Source organism: Thalassospira profundimaris (assembly GCF_003326675.1).
GTDB lineage: Bacteria > Pseudomonadota > Alphaproteobacteria > Rhodospirillales > Thalassospiraceae > Thalassospira > Thalassospira aquimaris.
On the sequence record NZ_JPWF01000021.1, the window covers coordinates 1 to 17,757 of the forward strand.

A 17,757-nucleotide genomic window follows, 5' to 3' on the forward strand; every position below is an offset into this window, starting at 1 on the left:
CTTATGGCGAGGACTTTGTCAGCAGTCTGAGACCGGCGCGATGCCGGTCTTTTTATTTGTCCGATGATTACACCCGGCCCTTAAAAGTCACCCGGTGCGCATTGCAAACAGGTCAGGCCCATATCGCGCCATTTATCAACCACGCGCCGACGATCATCGACCACCAGCCACGGGTTAAAACCGTCTGAAATGATTTGTGCCAGAAGGTCTTCCTTGACCTCTTCGTCGGTGCGGTGATCGGCGTCTTCGGGGCGCAGATACATGCCATCAAACGGGATATTATGGGCGCGAAGCCATGCTTCGGATCGGTGTTGCCAACCTGCCGGGCGGCCAGAACAGATCACGATGGCATGACCCGATGCATGAAGAATACGCAACAGCCGTTCGATATTTTCAATCGGTTTGGCCAGGTCCATCGCATCAAAAAACGCATCCCATTGTTTTTCCACGCCGTGAACCAGATGCCCCAATTCATCGGCATCGAAATGCGCAAGTGTTCCATCCATATCAAACACCACCGCATCGCGCGCATTCGTTGCTTTGTTTGCATTATCGGCATTCGGGCGGGTTTGGGGCGCATTGGCAGCAGCGTTATTCACGCGGAGATCTCCTTGATCAGAGTTTCGGTCAGATATTCGTATTCCCATCCAGTTTGCGTCGGACGGAACAGGATCGGGGTGGCGTTGGGCACGCGCGGCCCGTCGGCTTCAAACCCGGTCATGTAAAGAATGCAGCGCGCCACACCGGAATGGGCAACAATCACGGTCAAGTCATCACTGACTTCGGCCAGTGCCTGTTGCATGGCAAATGAAACGCGCTGACACATTGCATCAAACCCCTCGCCATTGGGCGGAGTGTCAAAGCGCGGGCAAAGTTCGGAAATCGGGCGGCCTTCAAGATCACCCCAATGACGTTCACGCAAACCGTCAAGCACCTTGGCCTCGTAATCGGGCAGAACAAGGCTTGCGGTTGTCCGTGCGCGGTCTTGCGGGCTGACATAAACCGCACGCCAGCTTGCCTGTGCCATCAGGGGAGCGATGGCAATTGCCTGATCGCGACCAGTTTCATTTAATGGCGGCTCGTTCGATCCGGCAATGATCCCTGCGCGGTTGGCATCGGTTTCTCCGTGCCGGATGAAAACAAACGGCAATTTCGGAAAATCGAACTTTTCAGCAGCATAAATCATGATCAGGCATCACCCGTTTGAATGTCGAAATGGATCGCAACCCATTACAAATAGAACCGATCAGCAAGCTGTAGCCGCCCGTCGAACCCGTCGACAAGACCAAAATCCTCGGGGCAACTGGTAAACAGTGGCACCACCTGCATGGCATGGCACTGATTGGCCAGCTCGATCACGTGGCTTGCCAGCGGATGCACGTTCCAGCGCCGGAAATGTGCATGGCCTTTTTCAACCATCTTGCGGGCTTCAATCGGCATAAACCCGGTAAAGATCACATGGGCACTTGCGCCCAACCGCCCGGCATCACGCCATTTGTCAATCAGTTCGCGCGCCTTGCCAAAAGTCGCACAGGGCGCATGACACAGAAGCAATCTGGCATCCGGGTTGAAATGCTTTGCCTTGTCCTTAAGTTCGCGCAAACGGCGGATGGCATCGGCATTCACGTAATCCGCACCATGGGCATCAAGCACCTGCTTGACCTGCCCGTAACAACGATCATCCATCGACCAGTCGGTCAGACCGTGGCTTTCAAACAGCAAGGCCATTTCGGCTGCCCGCCCGCTGGGTGGCACCGGAAACAGAATTTGCCCATCGAGCTTGGTCATGGTGGTCAAAAGGCTGTCGATACGGACCTGCTGGGTCAGTTGTTCCATCCCATAGGACGCATCAAGCATCACGGTCGCGGCATCAGGTGGCGTGTCATACAGGAAGTAATCGGATTCATGGCAAAAATCACCCGAATACAGAACCCCGCCGCCCAGTTCGAAATGCAGCCACACCCCGCCAAATGAATGGCCGGTGCGCCCGGTTGTAACAGTTACGCCATCAACCTGAATTTCCCCGTGCGGCGGCAACGGAATGACATTCGCACCCTTTGGCAAGGAACGTGCGGTGACTTCGGTACAATAGATCGGCAATCCGGCCGACACGATTTCCTCGGCCGCACCGATATGATCGATATGGTCATGGGTAATGAAAACGGCGTTAACTTTATTCAGCCAGGCCGGATCAAATCCCTGATCACTTTCCGGGCCGACACCACAATCAAGCATCCAGCGCCGGTTAAAGAATTCCAGTCGCAAACAGGCCGGGCCTTTTTCACCAAGACCCGAAAGAACACGCATCCGGGCTGACATCAGGCGACCTCACCGGCAAGGCGATCAAAGACCCAGCCATCCGCGACCTTAAGCCCGATCGGATCACCGACCCGCGCCCGGCGGTTGGCGTAAACCGGCAGGGTATGATCATCATCAATCCGCACCGAGAGGCGGAACCGCCCGCCCAGATAAACGCAATCCTCAACCTTGCCGCGCAAGGGGGCCTCGTCTTCGACCCAGACATCTTCGGGACGCAGGCAAAGACCCGCCTGCCCGTTGATATGGCCGCTATTGGCCAGTTTCGGGCAAACACGTGCCGCAATCCGGGTATCGCCAAGCTTGACCGAACAAGTCCCGCCATTTTCGACCTGCACACCGGTAATCGGCAAAACCGATCCGGCCCCGACAAAGCCCGCGACCATGCGGTCCGCCGGTTCACGATACAAGGTTTCGGGGGCCGCCATCTGGCGGATATGGCCTTTGTCCATCACCGCGATCCGGTCGGCCATTGCCATGGCTTCGGCCTGATCATGGGTGACGTAAATCATCGTTGCCCCGGTGCGGCGATGGAAATCAAGAAACGCCTGCTGCATGGTTTCGCGCAGATGAACATCAAGGTTCGCCAACGGTTCATCAAGCAACACTGCACGCGGTTCCATCACCAGACACCGTGCCAGTGCCACACGTTGCCGTTGCCCGCCGGAAAGTTCGGCGGGGCTGCGATCCGCATATGGGCCAAGGGCCACGATATCAAGCGCCTCGGCAATGCGGCGATCCCGATCAGCCCGGTTCATGCCACGCACTTCAAGCGGATATCCGACATTGCGCGCAACCGACATATGCGGCCACAGTGCATAGGATTGAAACACAATGCCAAGATTGCGGTCCTCGGGACTGACCATCACGCCTTTGGCGGGATAGGCAACCACCTGTCCGCCGATTGATATTTGGCCCTCGCCCGGTTCTTCAAATCCGGCCAGCAGTCTAAGCAGCGTGGTTTTGCCACAGCCCGACGGGCCCAGCAGGGCAACGAATTCCCCATCAGAGATATCAAGCGATACCTGATCAAGGGCGCGGTAATCGCCAAAGCATTTGGTAATGCGCGAAAGATTTATGTCTGCCATGGCACAACTCCCTTGGGCAAACGACGCGATGCAAGCTGAAAACAGCTCATCAACGCGATCACAACCAGCACGACCAGTACCGCCACGGCCGAGGCCAGAACGGTGTCGCCACTGTCATCAAGATTGAAAATCAAAACACCCAGCGTCTCGTTCCCCGCCGACCACAAAAGGGCCGAAACGGTAAGCTCGTTAAACGCGGTCAGGAAAACCAGTAACGCCCCGGCTGCTGCCGATGGTGCGGCCAACGGCAACAACACATCGCGCAACCGTCGCCAAAGGCCCGCCCCACAGGCTTGGGCTGCTTCTTCAAGGGCCGGGTCAAGCTGGGTGAAGCTGTTCATCACCGGGCGCAACGCGATCACAAGGAAGCGTGCAAGATAGGCGATAAAGATAATGCCAAGCGTGCCATACAGGCTGATTTCAATCACCGGGACCTTGATGAACAGCAAGATGCACGCAATCGCCAGAACCACGCCGGGCAACGCATAGGGTACTTCGATCAAAAGATTGATCAGCTTGGTCAGTTTCGATGGTTTGCGCACCATCACATAGGCCAGCGGCAAGCACACCAGAACAAGCGTTACCGCCGCCCCCACCGACAACAGGAAACTGTTATGGAATGCGCGGATGGTTGATGGCTGCACAAACAGGACTTCGTAGAACGCCCCGAAACTGAAATTGCCGAGATTAAGCTTCACGCCAAAGGCCGGTACCAGCGACGTTGCAATCAACGCCATCAGCGGTACAACAAGAATGGCGATCAGAACCGCCCACAGGATGGTTTCAACCAACGAACGGCGTGCGCCCAAACGGATATCGAGCGGACGCCCGACCATTCCCATCAAACGGTAATCGCGATTGGCAAGCAGCCGGTGATGGATCGCAACACCGCAAATCGCAATCGCACCAATCAGCATGGCAAGAACCGATACCTCGCCCAGAACCGACGGGCCGAACCCGGCCAGTTTCTGGTAGATCAGGGTCGGCAATGTCGGGTAATTGGCCGGAATGCCCAGCATCGCCGGAATGCCAAAATTGCCAAGTGCGGTAACAAAGGCCATCGCCGTTCCGGCAATGAGACCGGGGCTGGTGAGTGGTAAAATGATCTGCCACCACAAACGCCCGCCACGCGCACCGGCAAGCCGGGCGGCTTCGATCTGTTCACGCGGGATCATGCGCAGATTGGCGCGCAGGGTCAGAAACACGATGGATGCGTGCTGGATACCAAGTAAAAGCGCGATCCCCTCGGCGGAATAAAGCGGCTGGGGCGATCCCATGGGCGGTGCCATGCCAAAGGCGTTTAAAAGCGCACTGCTTGGCCCGGTCAATTGCACCCAGCTAAGGGCGGTGATCTGTGGCGGGATCATCATCGGGATCATAAAACAAAAGACCAGTGCTGCCTTGGCACGCACATCGGTCAGCGCGACCAGAAAGGCAAATGCGCCCCCGATCACAAGCGAAATAATCGTTCCAAGCCCTGCGGTGTAAAGGCTGTTGGCGGTTGCCTGCCATGTTGCGCCCGATCCCAGAACATCCCGGAAATAATCAAGCGACGGCACGCCACCAACAAATACCCCTTCAAACGCCAGGCGGACGATTGGCAGAATGGAAATCACGAATACCGGCAACAGCAACCAGTAAAGCAACCGGCCCGAAGACCGGTTGCCTGTGGATCTGGTCATGATGCCAGGCAGAGCGCCGCGAAGGCGACCTGTTGCCTGCATTACTCAGCCCCGAAGATATCAGCGAATTTCTTTTTGTTCGCTTCGGCCTGTTCAAGGGCGATGGCCGGGTTGAAGTCCATCAGTTTGATGTCCTTGCGCGCCGGGAAACCTTCCGGCAGGGCCATGTCGTTACGGGCCGGGATATAGCCCATATCAAGAACAAGTTTCTGACCGGCATCGGACAGAACGAAATCAACGAACTTGTGCGCGGCATCAACGTTCTTGGCGTCTTTCATGATGGCGACCGGCTCGGTCACATAGGTCACACCTTCTTTCGGGAAGACGAAATCAACCGGCGAACCTTTGGCTTTGCCACGGATGGCAAGGAAATCGACAACCACGCCATATGGCTTTTCACCCGATGCAACCGCCTTGAAGACGCCGCCGTTACCACCCTGTGCACGGGCTTCGTTGGCGGCCAGTGCCTGATAGTAATCCCAACCCAGATCCTTGTTCTCGGTCAGGGTCGAAAGATGGATCAGGGCCGCACCGGAATAAAGCGGGCTTGGCATGACAAGCTGGTTCTTCGCATCAGCAGCCGACAGGTCTTTCCACGAGGTCGGTGCCTTGGCTGCGGTATTATAAACGATACCGGTGGTGATCAGCTTGGTGGAATAGTAATAGCCTTCGGCATCATAAAGCGCGTCTTCATAGGATTTGGCTTCGGCCGATTTATAAGCCTGAAGCAGACCTTCCTGTTTCATGCCTTCCAGCGTTACCGTATCGGCAATCAGAAGAACGTCCGGGCGCGGGTCGCCAGCAGCGATCTCGGCGCGCAGTTTCGCCATCAGTTTGGTGGTGCCATCACGGACCCACTCAACTTCAACATCCGGGTTGGCAGCCATAAAGGCATCAACAGTGGTCTGGGCATCCTGGTTGGGCTGGCTGGTATAGACAACAAGCTTTTCAGCAGCCTGGCCAACAACCGGCAGCATCATCGCAGCAGTCGCGACAGCAGCAAGAAGAACGTTACGCATGATCGGCATCCCTTGATCGAAAATAAGGTTTCGTTCGAAAACATTTCGATCCGGAAGCTATATGGATTTCGATAACAGTTGTGTGACAACACCAAGAATTAAATGTTTCAACAGGTAAACCGGGCTTCTCAGTTACAATCAGGCCTGTCTATACTCCGGGCACAAACGAAACCATGACTTTCGAACGAAAGAATAAGCCGTGTCTGAAACGCCTGATCCCGTCCCGCTTGACCGCCGCCGTGACCGCATTGTCGCCCTTGTGAAATCCTGTGGTTTTATGGCGGTCGAAGAATTGGCGCGCCGCTTTAATGTGTCTGTCCAGACCATCCGAACCGATCTGCGCGATCTTCAGGAACAGGGACGTGTGTTTCGCCGTCACGGATTGGCGGGGCCCGCCCCCGACCCGGATAATGCGGCCTATGAAAAACGCGAAGTCTGGAACAGGTCAGGCAAGATGGCGATTGCCGCCAAGGTCGCCGAATTGATCCCGGAGGGCTGTACGATTGCGATTGGCACCGGCACCACCGCCGAACTCGCCGCCCAGCATTTGTCATCGCATCGCAATTTGACCGTACTGACCAATAACCTGCATGTGGTCATGACCCTGCAAAACGCCCCCAATGTGACACTGCGCCTTGCCGGCGGCACGGTACGCACCCGTGATCTTGATATTATCGGGGCGGATAGCGCGGATTTCTTTGGGGGTCTTCGCGCCGATTACGGAATTGTCAGCGTCGGCGGCATGACCGATGACGGTGATCTGCTTGATTTCAACATGGATGAAGTCCGCGCAAGACGCGCACTTGTCGGCTGCTGCGATCACGCGATCCTGATGATCGACGAGAAAAAGGTTGGTCGCAAAGCCCTTTGCCGTGACGGCCACGCCAGCGATTTTCAAACGGTACTGCTAAACAGCGCCCCGGGCGATGCCCTGCAACGCGCGCTGGTCAAGGCGCGCAGTCAGATTGTTGTTGTGCAATGAATAGTCTTAGGAAAAACTGACTAAGAGTTTTACTTCCGACAGGAGAAAACAGAATTGGTTGCAGCAACATCTTTAGAAGGCACATTGGCATTCTGCCGAATGGCAATTCGTTCTGGCACCATCTTTAATGGAGGCGCATTGGTTGCACTAATTCCCGTTACTGCGAATGCGTATTTTAAAATAAGCGAATTGGCCCCGCCCGAGAGAATTATTCACACTAAAGTCATCGACGGCTTGGTTAGTGCTGCGACCGTCTTTGTCATTGGCCTTGTTATCTCTGGGTTTTCCTCATTTATCGCGTTCTTTGGAGAGTTCTATTATACAAACTTCCATCTAACGAATAACTGTGCATTTAAAGGAAAAGCACGAATGATCCTCTTTGCTGGTGCTGCTGCAGTTTTGCTTAGCCTCATCTTATTTGCTGTTGGCTCGTATACAGCCATTCATTCATTCCAAAATGCCTCAGGACTTTAATGTCGCATCTTCAGTCACAACCAGATCCCCCTCGACATGAAGGGTGTGGTTGGGGGCAACAGCCGTCCAGCTTTCGGTTTCTGTATCAAGCGGTTCAGATACGACAATCACATGATCGTCGCGTTTGCGCCAGTAAAGGGATGGCGGTTTGTCGTCGCTGGCATGGCGGATGGCGCAGACACTTTTGCCGTTTGACAGGCAGGCGGTGAAACGGAACGGGGCGGTTGCGCCGCGTACCTTCATTTCATTTTCGACGACCTCGATGGTGCGGCGGATGGCGCGATGCGGGTCTTGTTTCAGGCCAAGAGTCAGCATCAGGCAAAAGATCAGCTCGCTATCGGTTGATCCCTGACGACCTTCGTAAAACTCGTCCTCGATCATGCTTTCAAGGGATCGGCGCACCAGCGGGTAATCGCCGATCTGGCCGTTATGCATGAAAAGATAGTTGCTGTGCGCAAAGGGATGGCAATTGGTGCGGCTGGTGTGCGTCCCGGTCGAGGCCCGGACATGGGCAAAGAACAGGCCCGAACGAATATGGTGTGCCAATGCACGCAGGTTCGGGTCATTCCAGGCCGGAAGGATTTCGCGATAAAGGCCCGGTGTCGGGCGTTCATCGTACCAGCCAATGCCAAAACCATCCCCGTTGGTGGGCGTTTTGGCCTGCTCGGCATGAAGGCTTTGTTCAACCAGCGAATGGCGCGGCTCAAACACCAGCTTTTCAAGATAAACCGGATCACCAACGTAACTGAGCCAACGACACATTACCTGCCCCCAAAGCATGAATTCCAACCGCACGCATCTAAGCCGCATAATTACAGCATGGTCAATGTGATATTATGCTGATCAACCGTGATTTTAAGGTCCCGGTGTCTTGTTCGGGTTTGTTGGCAAAAAGAGCAATAAAGCACTTGCCAAGCCCGGTGATTGTCCGTATTTTCCGCGCCACAAAATGAATCGTGCTGGTGTAGCTCAGCTGGTAGAGCGGCGCATTCGTAATGCGTAGGTCGTAGGTTCAAATCCTATCACCAGCACCATTTTGTACTACAACAACCCGCCAAGGCGCAGTTTTCTGCACTTTCGGCGGGTTTTGTCTTTTCTGATCCGGGCCAAAATCCGCCACTCCCGCCCGGCACAATCCCCCGATCATTTCACATTCCCCGTTCCGGCACGTCTTTTTGCACGGAAGCGTTTACCTCTTGTGACACCAATACAACCGTTTACCGGCTGATATTTGGTCACGGGGCAACGCCTATGTCGCAACAGTTTTGTTGCAAGACTTCTGTTTTCAGACTGGGGAATGCAGGCATGACAAACAGTGACGCGCCCAAACCCGATCCGGCAAAGCCGACCGCAACCACACAAGACCAAGGCACCGTCCTGCCCGAAGATGGCCCGGCGATGGCTGAAAAAGGCCTGTCGGAACCGACCGAGCCCGGTCAAACCAGCAACAGTGAGCCACAGGATGCTCTCGATCTGATGACGGCCCTGTGTCACGAGTTCGGCTTTGTCAGCAGCACAAGCAGCACTGTGCCCGCATCCCCGGCAACCCAACCAGCACGCAGCGGCGAAACCGCGTTTGATATTATCGCACGCTACCTGTTTGAGACGTCGGGCCCAACGCGCACGGCATCACCTTCCCCCAATTTCAATGACGTCATTCCCGATGCCACCACCATCCTGGCGCAAGCAATGCGTGGCAGCCCGTCAAACTCCGAGGCCCCAACCATGAACAGCCCGTTTTTCGAAGCGTCATCCAGTAGCGACAGCACCAGTTCCGCACAATGGGGCGTCAGCATCACCAACATGGATGGCAGCACCACGGACCTTAACGGGGCGGTGATTGCCGATGACATGTTCCGCACCGCCATGCCAAAACTTCAGGGTAATTCAGCCCCATCCCCGGATGCTGGTAACAGCACCACAACGACACCGGATGCTGGCCCGGACTGGACCATTACAATGGCACAGGGACAGCCGCTTTCGCCCGGGCGGACGCGGGCACAAACCGCCATCGGCGCACAATTGGTCGCAGGCAACGTTCCCGAAAGCTTGAAGAACTGGCGTCTGCATGTTGGTCCGTCAACCGATGCGCAATCGGAACTGTCGGTATCCATGCCCGCATCAATGCCGTCGCATTTACGCGCCCTGATGTTTGATTGCACGGCAAAGGACGATGCACAGGCACAAATGTCGGAAGTGCCGGTTTATGGCGGCGGGCCCTATGCCCTGCATCTTGAACAGTCGATTGGATCGATTTCCAGCAGCAGCGTCCCCAACCTTGCCCTGATCCGGTTGATTTTTGCCGATCGCGCCCCGATCCCGGTACAGTTCGAATATACCGGCCCGCTGCCCAGCCCGGTTGTCGGCGGCAATATTCTGACCGGACCAAGCCAATTCATTCCGTTCCGGGTACAAATCACCCCGCCAAGCGAAGGCGACAAGGGTGCAAGCCTTGTAGTGCTGGTTCGCTATGATCAGGAAACAAGCTTTAACGTCACGGCCCAGCTTCTGACCGAGGCACGAACCTGCACCCCGACCGCCATTCTGACCTGCGGCGGACAAAGCGATAATACCACCTGCAAGGCCGCCAGCATGGTGGCCAATGGCAATGGTCGCCTTGAAACCAGCCTGACCGGCCTGGCAAGCAACCCGGCAGAGGCCGATTTGACAGAATATGGCTTTATCCAGCCCCACTTCCCGACTTCAGACACCGATGACGGCAACAGCGGCACAGCCAAACCAAAGCCACCCCTCCCAATATCCACTTCGCCAAGCACTGACAATTCGGACAGTTCGGACAGCGCTGACAAATCGGACAATCCCGATAGCCCGGACAGCACAGACGAAGCCGACAGTCAGACGACCAGCGCACCGAGCACGAAACCGGCTCCCCGCCAGACCAAGACTGCGGGCAATAACAGCAGCAACACCAACAATACCAAGGGAGGCACCTGATGTCGGGTCAGGCGCATAAGGACATTGCAACCGCAAGCAATCGCAAGGATGCGGTCAGAAAGGCCTTTAACCAGGAATATCTGGCAACCCAGAAGGCCATGACACAAGCCGCCGAGCGCGCCCGCGAACAGGTCCTTGATCAGCGCTATACGATCAGCAACCACACCGGACAGGTGAGATCCGGCACAACCGCCCCGCAGCCACCGATTGGCGCCGGGCAATCACCGCGACAACCATCGGGTCAACCAGCACAGGGTGCACCAAACATGTCATCCCCGGCAAATCTTCAGGGCGACCAGCAGGTCATGTTCGAAATTGCGAATGAAATCCGCAACATCATCACCCGCGAAATTGACCTTCGCATGCAGGTTCTTTCAGAAAAGGTCGAAACTGCTTTGGCCGCGGCGTTTCCGGCCACAAACGCCGAAGATACGGATGATCGAGCCACAAGTTCGCGCGGTAATGACAAAACTGCCGCCCGGTCCGGTTCCAAAAATCCAGCCCCGTAGAGGCATGCCATACCTCTAAATCGCCCAAAGCCAATTACAACCAAAAATTGCATAATAACTTTTATTCACAATTATTTACCAATCACGTCATAATAAACGAACCGAACTCTACTCAGCCTAAGGTTGCAATCCATTATTTGGAGGAGTCCATAGTGCAGAACGAAAAAAATAATCAGCAGGAAGAGGCCGGCCTGACAGAGGCCGAACGGTACTTCGTTCAGACCCTTGAGCAAACGCTTGGTCAGGCAATGGATGACGGCGAAAATGTCACGTCGATCTGGTCACGGTTGAAACCCGACCAGCGCGCACGCATCGCCGAAGATTATCTGAGCAGGCTGACTGCACCGGATGCACAGCCCTTTCCGGATCAGGGCATCAGCCCCCAATATCGACCGGACAATCACGGCAACATGCCAATGGGTGCGGATGCCAAACTTGACCCTGCATCGGTCTTTCAGAGCAGTCCACAATTCCCATCCGGATCAATCGAACCTCCTGCACCGTCATTTGCGCCGTCGGCACCATCTGCTCCTTCACACGACCGGAACCAGCGCACGCAATACGCTTCGGAGCCCCAGCCGGACGCCACAAGAAATCAGCAGGATACAGGGAATTCGGCAAGTAGCGCGCAAGCGCGTTACAGCCCCCCGCCCGGCTATCCGGCGGATTTCAATCCGCTTGCCGGTTTTCCCGGACTGGAACCATCGCGCAACGCCCCGCGCCCCGAAGATATCATTGCAGGTGCCCTTCCCGGTTTTGGCAATTCCCTTCACGCCAATCCGATGGATGTCTTGCGCGGCATTTTGCCGACAACGCCACAAACCGAGACGCGGCACCCTGGCCACCCCGCCCCGCCATCCGACGTCTGGCCCAATCCTCCGCGAACACAAGAACAGGATTTGGCATCCACACCCGAAACGGATTTGGGTCCGGCAGCACCGAATTTCTGGCCGCTCTGGATTGATCAGCAAGACAGTCTTTTGAAACAGTGCCTGAAATTGATGTCGGGCAATATGGATGATGCCCAGGACGCCCTGTCCGAGGCAATGGTCAAGGCATCCACCAAATTCGAAGATTCAATGGACGAAATTCGCAACCATCGCGCATGGCTGTCACGGATTGTCCACAACGCCTGCATTGATCTGCACCGCCAGAACCGGCGCAAAGCCGAATACCGCGAAGAAACCCACGGCAGTGCCGATATCCCCGCATCCCCGATCACAGCCCCGATCATTCCAAGCCCAGAAGAGTCATTTCTGGCCGGCGAACAGCTTGATCAGCTTGAAACCGCCCTTTTGGCGATGCAGGAAAAACTGCGCAAGCCGCTTTTGATGCGCTGCGTACAGGATCGAAGCTACGACGAAATCGCCGAGGCCCTTGGACTAAGCAATTGCGCGGTACGCAAACGTGTCCAGCTGGCGCGCGAACATCTTAGGGGCGCAGGCATTCAATAATCCCGCCTGCCCCGTCATAGAAACACAAATCCGACTTGGACCGAGCAAATGTGCCCCTTCCCCGGATCAAGCCGGGACGACATCAAAAGCATCGAAAAAACCAACGATAAAATCAAAAGACGCGTCACAACCCCATACGGCCAACGTCTTTAGACTGAAAACGGGACGGCGAAACCCCGTCAGGATCACAACAGCAAGCAGCACACAGCACAAGCACACGAAGGAGACTTTACAATGGCGATTCCGACCCCGGTCAATGGTCAGATCACTGATGCAGTCACCCAGGCTAACGTGAAAGTTCTGGGCGACGCCCCGGCAATGGCAATGGGCTCGATCTTCCAGTCCCTCGCACATTCCACCGGCATTCTTTATGAAAACGCCGTCAGCGCACAGCAGCAGATCGGCATCACCTCGCAGGCCGCCACCAACCAGGGCGTCATTCAGATCTATTCGGTCGATACGATGGCAGACTCTGTTGCGACCTCGAAGATTGCCAAAAGCGATGTTCCCGACAACATGCTTTCGCTTCTGACCGCGCTTCAGGCCGTCAAAAGCTGATTTCTGATCCCTGTTCCCCCAAACAGGTCTTCATCAAATCGGGCGGTTGCATCCCTTGGCAACCGCCCGATTTTCTTTCGGCTAACCATCCGTTCCGTCCCCAAGTTTTTCGACGCTTTGCGTCACAACAGCGGGCGGCCCCCGTCAAAAGTCTGACCGCAAGACATGCGGAAAGGGCTGGTTGGAAGGGTCCATTTCCTTCCGGCACTTCTTTAGGCAACCAGGAGATACACAATGGCTGATAACACTCCGGTCAATGGCATGATTACCGACTCAGTCACCCAGGCGAACGTAAAGGTTCTGGGGGACGCGCCGGCAATGGCCATGGGCTCGCTTTACCAGTCGCTGGCGCATTCTCATGGCATTCTCTACGAGAACGCCGTCAGCACCCAGCAACAGGTTGGCATTTCGTCCCAGGCCGCAACCAATCAGGGCGTCATTCAGGTTTATTCTGTCGACACTATGGCCGGTGCGGTCGCGACCTCCAAGCTCGCAGCAAGCGACGTCCCCGACAATATGCTTTCGCTTTTGTCGGCACTCAAAGCAACGACCGGCACATCCGTGTCGTAACTTCATTTTGGTTTCGCCGCCGAACCCGCCCGGCACGCGCAAGCTTGCCGGGCTTTTTCTTTCACAAATGCCAAGGCCCCGCGTCATAGCGATAAGTCCAAATTACGCCAGCCAAGGAGACCGACATGCCATCGAATTCATCGGCACAAGACGGCAACAGCTCCCAGCAAAATCAGTTCAATTCCAATGGCAACACCGAACCGCATCAATGCGCGGTGTCCGACCAGATCACCGACTGCGTTGCGCTGACCAATGTGGCGACATTGGGGGCTGGTCCCGGTTATGCCGCCCTGCAATCGATGCTGGGTCAGACGCAATCCCAGAACATTCTGATGGCCAACATGGTTTCTGCCCAAAAGCAGAACGCCATGATCGGCATGACCACGATGACCCAAAGTATTCTGCAACTGATCAATCGTCGTAACCATTAAGGATCACCACGATGAGCAACCCGAACGAAGTTGATGAACAAATCACCGACAGCGTGACCCAGACCAACACTTCGGTCATCGCCAATGGCCCGGCAATGGGGGCAATGCAATCCTATCTGTCGCAGGCCCAGGCACAGGGCATCCTGTTTGCCAATATGGTCAACGAACAGCAACAGCAATCCGTCGCCAGCCTTGCCACCACCATGGAATGCGCCAAGGCGACCTTGTCGGTTCAGGACCACAAGCCAAATTTTTTTACTCGTCAGCAGGCTGGCAAGCAGAACAAGAAATCGGATCCGGGGCCAACCTAGAAGGTTTGGGCGGCTTCGGTGAAGGGCTGGATGACCCGGCCGATGACGACGAGAAAGAAGAGGATGACGGTAAAAAAGAACTGCCCTGGTACAACATGCTCGATCGACGTTTCATCGGCGACGGGTCCGATTACAAGGAGCATTTCGACTACCCCGTCCCCAAGCCCGACCCGGATGACGAACAGGGTGAAGAACCAGAGGACGAAACATGAGCAACATCGTCAACCCGCAAATCACCGATGCGGTCACCCAAACCAACGTCAAGGTGCTCGGTGAAAGTCCGGCACAGGCTGTTTCCATCGCCCTGCAAGCCCATTCCCACGCGACTGGACTTGCCATGGAAAATGCCACACTGACCCAAGGCAACATGCAACAGGTCGTCAATACCGCCACGTCCAAACTGGTGGCAATGATTACCGCCCAGGCCGGTTAACACCGCCCCTGAATTGATGACAAAAACCGGGACAACCCCGGAAAATTGATCACAAATCTTTGCATTCCGCGTCTAGGAATGTGCGGTCACCCGGACCGCCTTTTCGGAGGATATCATGGCTATTCCAACCCCGGTGAACGGTCAGATTACCGATGCTGTTACTCAAAGCTCGGTCAGCATTCTTGGATCGGCCCCTGCCAATGCAATGGGATCGATCTATCAAAGTGCCGCACATTCAACATCGATCCTGTTCCAGAACGCGGTTCAGGCCCAGCAACAGGCATCGATCTGTTCGCAGGCGGCAACCAATCAGGGCGTGATGCAGCTTTATTCGGTCAATACCATGGCCGGCGCACAGGCCGCCGCCAAACTTGGCCGGTCGGACAATGCCGACACGCTATTGACGCTTTTGGTTATTTTGGCAGCAACCCGCCGCTAGGCACCTGACCCGCCCGGTCTTTCTGCGGCCTGGCAACGGTCTTAAACACGAGGGCGTGACATGGCAGACAACACCCCTGTAAATGCACAAATCACGGACGCTGTAACCCAGACCAACGTAAAGGTCCTTGGCGAGGCGCCCGCACAGGCCATGGGCCTTGTCTATCAGACGATGGCCCACTCCATCAGTCTGTCGATGCAAAACGCCATGCAAACCCAGGGCGGGCTGCAACAGATCGGCAATGCTGTAACATCAAGCGCGTGTCGCATGATCCTTGACAGCACAGGCGGCGGCATGGGCGGCAAAGGTGGCGGCACACCGTCCTAGGCATCATGCTTGCCAAAACCATGTTGATGCCTGCACCAACACCCAAATAACGGCGCACGCCCACACCCCGCAAGAGGTTCAAGATGGCAGACGACGACAACACCAAACCCGACGCAGACAGCACAGGCAATCCCCCCGCCGGGGATGACGCCAAATCAGGTGACAGCCCCCCGGACGCAGCGGCCAGCAAAAATGCCGACAGCGAAAACAGCGATAGTTCGGGCAGCGATGACAGCAATAGCGGCAATACAAGCCCCCCTGCCAGTCCGGCCGCCAATGCGCCACCGCTTAGCACCGCCCTTAACCCGCAAATCGTGCAGGCAGTCGGCACTACCAATCACGCGGTCCTTAACGGCGCCATTCCCGGGGCCAACGGTGTTGCCTATCAAAAGGTCGCACAGGCCGCGGCCTATGCCGTGCAGGATTCCACCGATTATCTGCGCAACATCATGTCGATGGCATCGGCGACCACCGGCGTTGCCATGCAACAGATGCTGGTGAAAAAGGAAGTCTCCCCCTATGCCGATATTATCAAGGCCGCGACACAGGCCGTCACCGATGCCCAGAAAACCTTTTCCAGCGTCGGACAGTCGGCAAGTTCCGTGGTCAAGGATTTCGACAGCCTGGCATAGATGTCCGACCGATATCCCGGAAAACCAAAAGGCCAATCCATCAATCGGTGGATTGGCCTTTTGGTGATTTGGTGCTGATACCGTCGGTTATCCGGCGCGCATCAATTCAATCCGGTGGCAGGCCTCGGCAAAGTCGGGGGCAAACAGCTTGACACTGACACCCGTGCCGGGAAGCTCATAAGCCCCCATTTCCTGCGTCGGGCAGGAAATAAAGCTGGCCACGGTCGAGCTGACCAGAACCCGCTTGCCAAGCTGCTTGGTCAGTTGTTCGATCCGGGCGGCTTCGTTTGCCGCCTGTCCGACCACGGTAAAATCGACACGTTCGGAAACGCCGACATTGCCGTAAATCACATCACCAACATGCATACCAAGCCCGTAATCAAAGGGCGGTTTTCCGACCTCTTCACGGGTAGCATTCAGGGTATCAATATTGATCTGGGCCTCGGCCGCGGCATAAAGGGCGGCCAGACAGGCTTCTTCAAGATTGTTTTCGTTCTCGCCAATCGGGAAGATCGCAAGGGTCGCGTCCCCGATATAGCGCAGCACCTGCCCGCCATGTTTCAGAACCGCACCGGCGGTTGCCGCGAAGAAATCATTCATTTCACCAAGGAATGCGTCATCGCCAACATGGGTTGCAACCGATGTCGAGTTGCGCATGTCCGAAAACCAGATCACCGCACGGGTCTTGGTACTGTCACCCAGTTTGATCTGACCGTTGCGCACACGCCCGCCGGCATCCGATCCAAGATAGGTTTCCAAAATGGTGCTGGTTTCTTCGTGATTGATACGCATTTTGCACGACACAGCAAAGCGCCGCTGAATACCCGACAGGATCGCCAAATCCTCGTCCGAGAAACCACTGGGACGGCGGGTAAGGTAGGTCATGAAAATGCGGTTGCTATCAAGCGTGCTGTCACGGTCCGTCACAAACGGGGTCATCAACGCATAATAGTCGGTGCCGCGATTGCGGCGGAAACTCTCCAGAACCGGGAAATCGATCACCGAGCTTGGCCCGATCAAATGCCGGCGCATAAAGCTGACATCGTTATCGAGCATCCATTTCATCGGACTTTCGTCCCAGTCGCGTCTGTCATCGTCATCGTCGCCAATCCCCATATGGGTGGATCGTTCAACCTGACCGCTTTCCTTGTTCCAGATATAGGAAACCCCTTCGTAAAGGGGATGAAGCGTTTTGAAGGCGACCATGACACGGTCAATCGGAATTCCCGATGCGACCAGACGACTGACCATGCCTGAAAGAAGTTCGCTGATGTCGGTATCATCAAGCGCACATTCCATCAGCCAGTCATTGACAGAACGCACGAAACCACGCGCTGCCTGGGCATTATTGGTGCCCGGTAGCGACGTCACGACTGCTGAGTCCTGGCCGTTATTGTTCATTGTTCGCTCCGTCCATTTTCGCGTTTATTTTTGCACCGCTCAGGGCTTGCACTTCATCTAATGACCAAGATGGTCGCGAGAGATTTGTGCGGATATAAGGAGCTTCATTGCAGCAAGGCTATCTGCCTTGCAAGATGAAGCGACGCTATAGCCCGTGCAAATATCTCCGATCCGCA

Annotated in this window: 22 protein-coding genes and 1 tRNA gene; 15 read left to right on the forward strand and 8 right to left on the reverse strand. The window is 55.8% G+C overall.

Going from position 1 to position 17,757, the window contains the following annotated elements:
* Positions 1 to 80: 80 nt before the first annotated feature.
* From TH19_RS20565 to TH19_RS20590, 6 genes are read right to left on the reverse strand one after another with little or no spacing between them, the layout of a single operon-like run.
* Positions 81 to 599: a phosphatase domain-containing protein gene (locus TH19_RS20565; RefSeq protein WP_258548064.1), complete on the reverse strand. Its 519-nt coding sequence runs from the start codon at positions 597 to 599 to the stop codon at positions 81 to 83.
* Positions 596 to 1,186, reverse strand: a complete 591-nt coding sequence (locus TH19_RS20570) for a histidine phosphatase family protein (RefSeq protein ID WP_114104240.1) — start codon at positions 1,184 to 1,186, stop codon at positions 596 to 598. Before TH19_RS20570 ends, TH19_RS20565 begins: the two co-directional genes overlap by 4 nt.
* Before the next feature lie 44 nt (positions 1,187 to 1,230).
* Positions 1,231 to 2,319 carry an MBL fold metallo-hydrolase gene (locus TH19_RS20575; protein ID WP_114104241.1) on the reverse strand — a complete coding sequence of 363 codons (1,089 nt, stop codon included), beginning with the start codon at positions 2,317 to 2,319 and terminating at the stop codon, positions 1,231 to 1,233.
* Positions 2,319 to 3,404 (reverse strand): ABC transporter ATP-binding protein, encoded by a 1,086-nt coding sequence (locus tag TH19_RS20580; RefSeq protein ID WP_114104242.1) that lies wholly within the window; start codon positions 3,402 to 3,404, stop codon positions 2,319 to 2,321. Before TH19_RS20580 ends, TH19_RS20575 begins: the two co-directional genes overlap by 1 nt.
* Entirely contained in the window at positions 3,392 to 5,086 is a 1,695-nt protein-coding gene (locus TH19_RS20585; RefSeq protein WP_258548065.1) for an ABC transporter permease, read from the reverse strand. The genes TH19_RS20580 and TH19_RS20585 overlap by 13 nt, the downstream gene beginning before the upstream one ends.
* A 41-nt stretch (positions 5,087 to 5,127) precedes the next feature.
* Complete coding sequence (locus TH19_RS20590; RefSeq protein WP_181846503.1) at positions 5,128 to 6,105, reverse strand: ABC transporter substrate-binding protein; 978 nt, start codon at positions 6,103 to 6,105, stop codon at positions 5,128 to 5,130.
* Between the two features lie 199 nt (positions 6,106 to 6,304).
* Between TH19_RS20590 and TH19_RS20595 the strand changes: the two genes are divergently transcribed.
* Both TH19_RS20595 and TH19_RS20600 read left to right on the forward strand, forming a co-directional pair.
* Entirely contained in the window at positions 6,305 to 7,087 is a 783-nt protein-coding gene (locus TH19_RS20595; RefSeq protein ID WP_114104244.1) for a DeoR/GlpR family DNA-binding transcription regulator, read from the forward strand.
* Positions 7,088 to 7,141: 54 nt separating this feature from the next.
* A complete protein-coding gene (locus tag TH19_RS20600) occupies positions 7,142 to 7,561 on the forward strand; it encodes a hypothetical protein (protein WP_147250804.1) in 420 nt (139 codons plus the stop codon).
* Here the strand turns inward: TH19_RS20600 and TH19_RS20605 are convergent.
* Positions 7,550 to 8,323: a class II glutamine amidotransferase gene (locus TH19_RS20605; RefSeq protein ID WP_114104246.1), complete on the reverse strand. Its 774-nt coding sequence runs from the start codon at positions 8,321 to 8,323 to the stop codon at positions 7,550 to 7,552. The genes TH19_RS20600 and TH19_RS20605 overlap by 12 nt on opposite strands.
* Positions 8,324 to 8,519: 196 nt before the next feature.
* Between TH19_RS20605 and TH19_RS20610 the strand changes: the two genes are divergently transcribed.
* The 13 genes from TH19_RS20610 (at position 8,520) to TH19_RS23165 (ending at position 16,180) form a co-directional block, all read left to right on the forward strand.
* Positions 8,520 to 8,595: transfer RNA gene (locus TH19_RS20610), tRNA-Thr, on the forward strand.
* Between the two features lie 271 nt (positions 8,596 to 8,866).
* A complete protein-coding gene (locus tag TH19_RS20615; protein WP_114104247.1) occupies positions 8,867 to 10,516 on the forward strand; it encodes a hypothetical protein in 1,650 nt (549 codons plus the stop codon).
* Positions 10,516 to 11,025, forward strand: coding sequence for a hypothetical protein (locus TH19_RS20620; protein ID WP_114104248.1), 510 nt, complete (start codon positions 10,516 to 10,518; stop codon positions 11,023 to 11,025). Before TH19_RS20615 ends, TH19_RS20620 begins: the two co-directional genes overlap by 1 nt.
* Before the next feature lie 152 nt (positions 11,026 to 11,177).
* Positions 11,178 to 12,479 carry an RNA polymerase sigma factor gene (locus TH19_RS20625; RefSeq protein WP_114104249.1) on the forward strand — a complete coding sequence of 434 codons (1,302 nt, stop codon included), beginning with the start codon at positions 11,178 to 11,180 and terminating at the stop codon, positions 12,477 to 12,479.
* 234 nt (positions 12,480 to 12,713) lie between these two features.
* Positions 12,714 to 13,037, forward strand: a complete 324-nt coding sequence (locus TH19_RS20630; protein WP_068518667.1) for a RebB family R body protein — start codon at positions 12,714 to 12,716, stop codon at positions 13,035 to 13,037.
* 234 nt (positions 13,038 to 13,271) lie between these two features.
* Entirely contained in the window at positions 13,272 to 13,607 is a 336-nt protein-coding gene (locus tag TH19_RS20635; RefSeq protein ID WP_114098412.1) for a RebB family R body protein, read from the forward strand.
* A gap of 125 nt (positions 13,608 to 13,732) precedes the next feature.
* Entirely contained in the window at positions 13,733 to 14,038 is a 306-nt protein-coding gene (locus tag TH19_RS20640) for a RebB family R body protein (protein WP_114104250.1), read from the forward strand.
* A gap of 11 nt (positions 14,039 to 14,049) precedes the next feature.
* Positions 14,050 to 14,349, forward strand: coding sequence for a RebB family R body protein (locus tag TH19_RS20645; protein ID WP_114104251.1), 300 nt, complete (start codon positions 14,050 to 14,052; stop codon positions 14,347 to 14,349).
* Positions 14,350 to 14,354: 5 nt separating this feature from the next.
* On the forward strand, positions 14,355 to 14,561 hold the full coding sequence (locus TH19_RS20650; protein ID WP_114104252.1) for a hypothetical protein: 207 nt from the start codon (positions 14,355 to 14,357) through the stop codon (positions 14,559 to 14,561).
* Positions 14,558 to 14,782: a RebB family R body protein gene (locus TH19_RS20655; RefSeq protein ID WP_114104253.1), complete on the forward strand. Its 225-nt coding sequence runs from the start codon at positions 14,558 to 14,560 to the stop codon at positions 14,780 to 14,782. The genes TH19_RS20650 and TH19_RS20655 overlap by 4 nt, the downstream gene beginning before the upstream one ends.
* A gap of 115 nt (positions 14,783 to 14,897) precedes the next feature.
* The gene (locus tag TH19_RS20660; protein WP_114104254.1) at positions 14,898 to 15,221 is read left to right on the forward strand and encodes a RebB family R body protein; all 324 of its coding nucleotides are present in this window, start codon (positions 14,898 to 14,900) and stop codon (positions 15,219 to 15,221) included.
* A 60-nt stretch (positions 15,222 to 15,281) separates the two neighbouring features.
* Positions 15,282 to 15,548, forward strand: coding sequence for a RebB family R body protein (locus TH19_RS20665; protein ID WP_114104255.1), 267 nt, complete (start codon positions 15,282 to 15,284; stop codon positions 15,546 to 15,548).
* Between the two features lie 83 nt (positions 15,549 to 15,631).
* The gene (locus TH19_RS23165; protein ID WP_258548066.1) at positions 15,632 to 16,180 is read left to right on the forward strand and encodes a hypothetical protein; all 549 of its coding nucleotides are present in this window, start codon (positions 15,632 to 15,634) and stop codon (positions 16,178 to 16,180) included.
* 87 nt (positions 16,181 to 16,267) lie between these two features.
* On the opposite strand, the gene TH19_RS20675 is transcribed toward TH19_RS23165, so the two are convergent.
* Positions 16,268 to 17,581, reverse strand: coding sequence for an adenylate/guanylate cyclase domain-containing protein (locus TH19_RS20675; protein WP_114104256.1), 1,314 nt, complete (start codon positions 17,579 to 17,581; stop codon positions 16,268 to 16,270).
* Positions 17,582 to 17,757 lie beyond the last annotated feature (176 nt).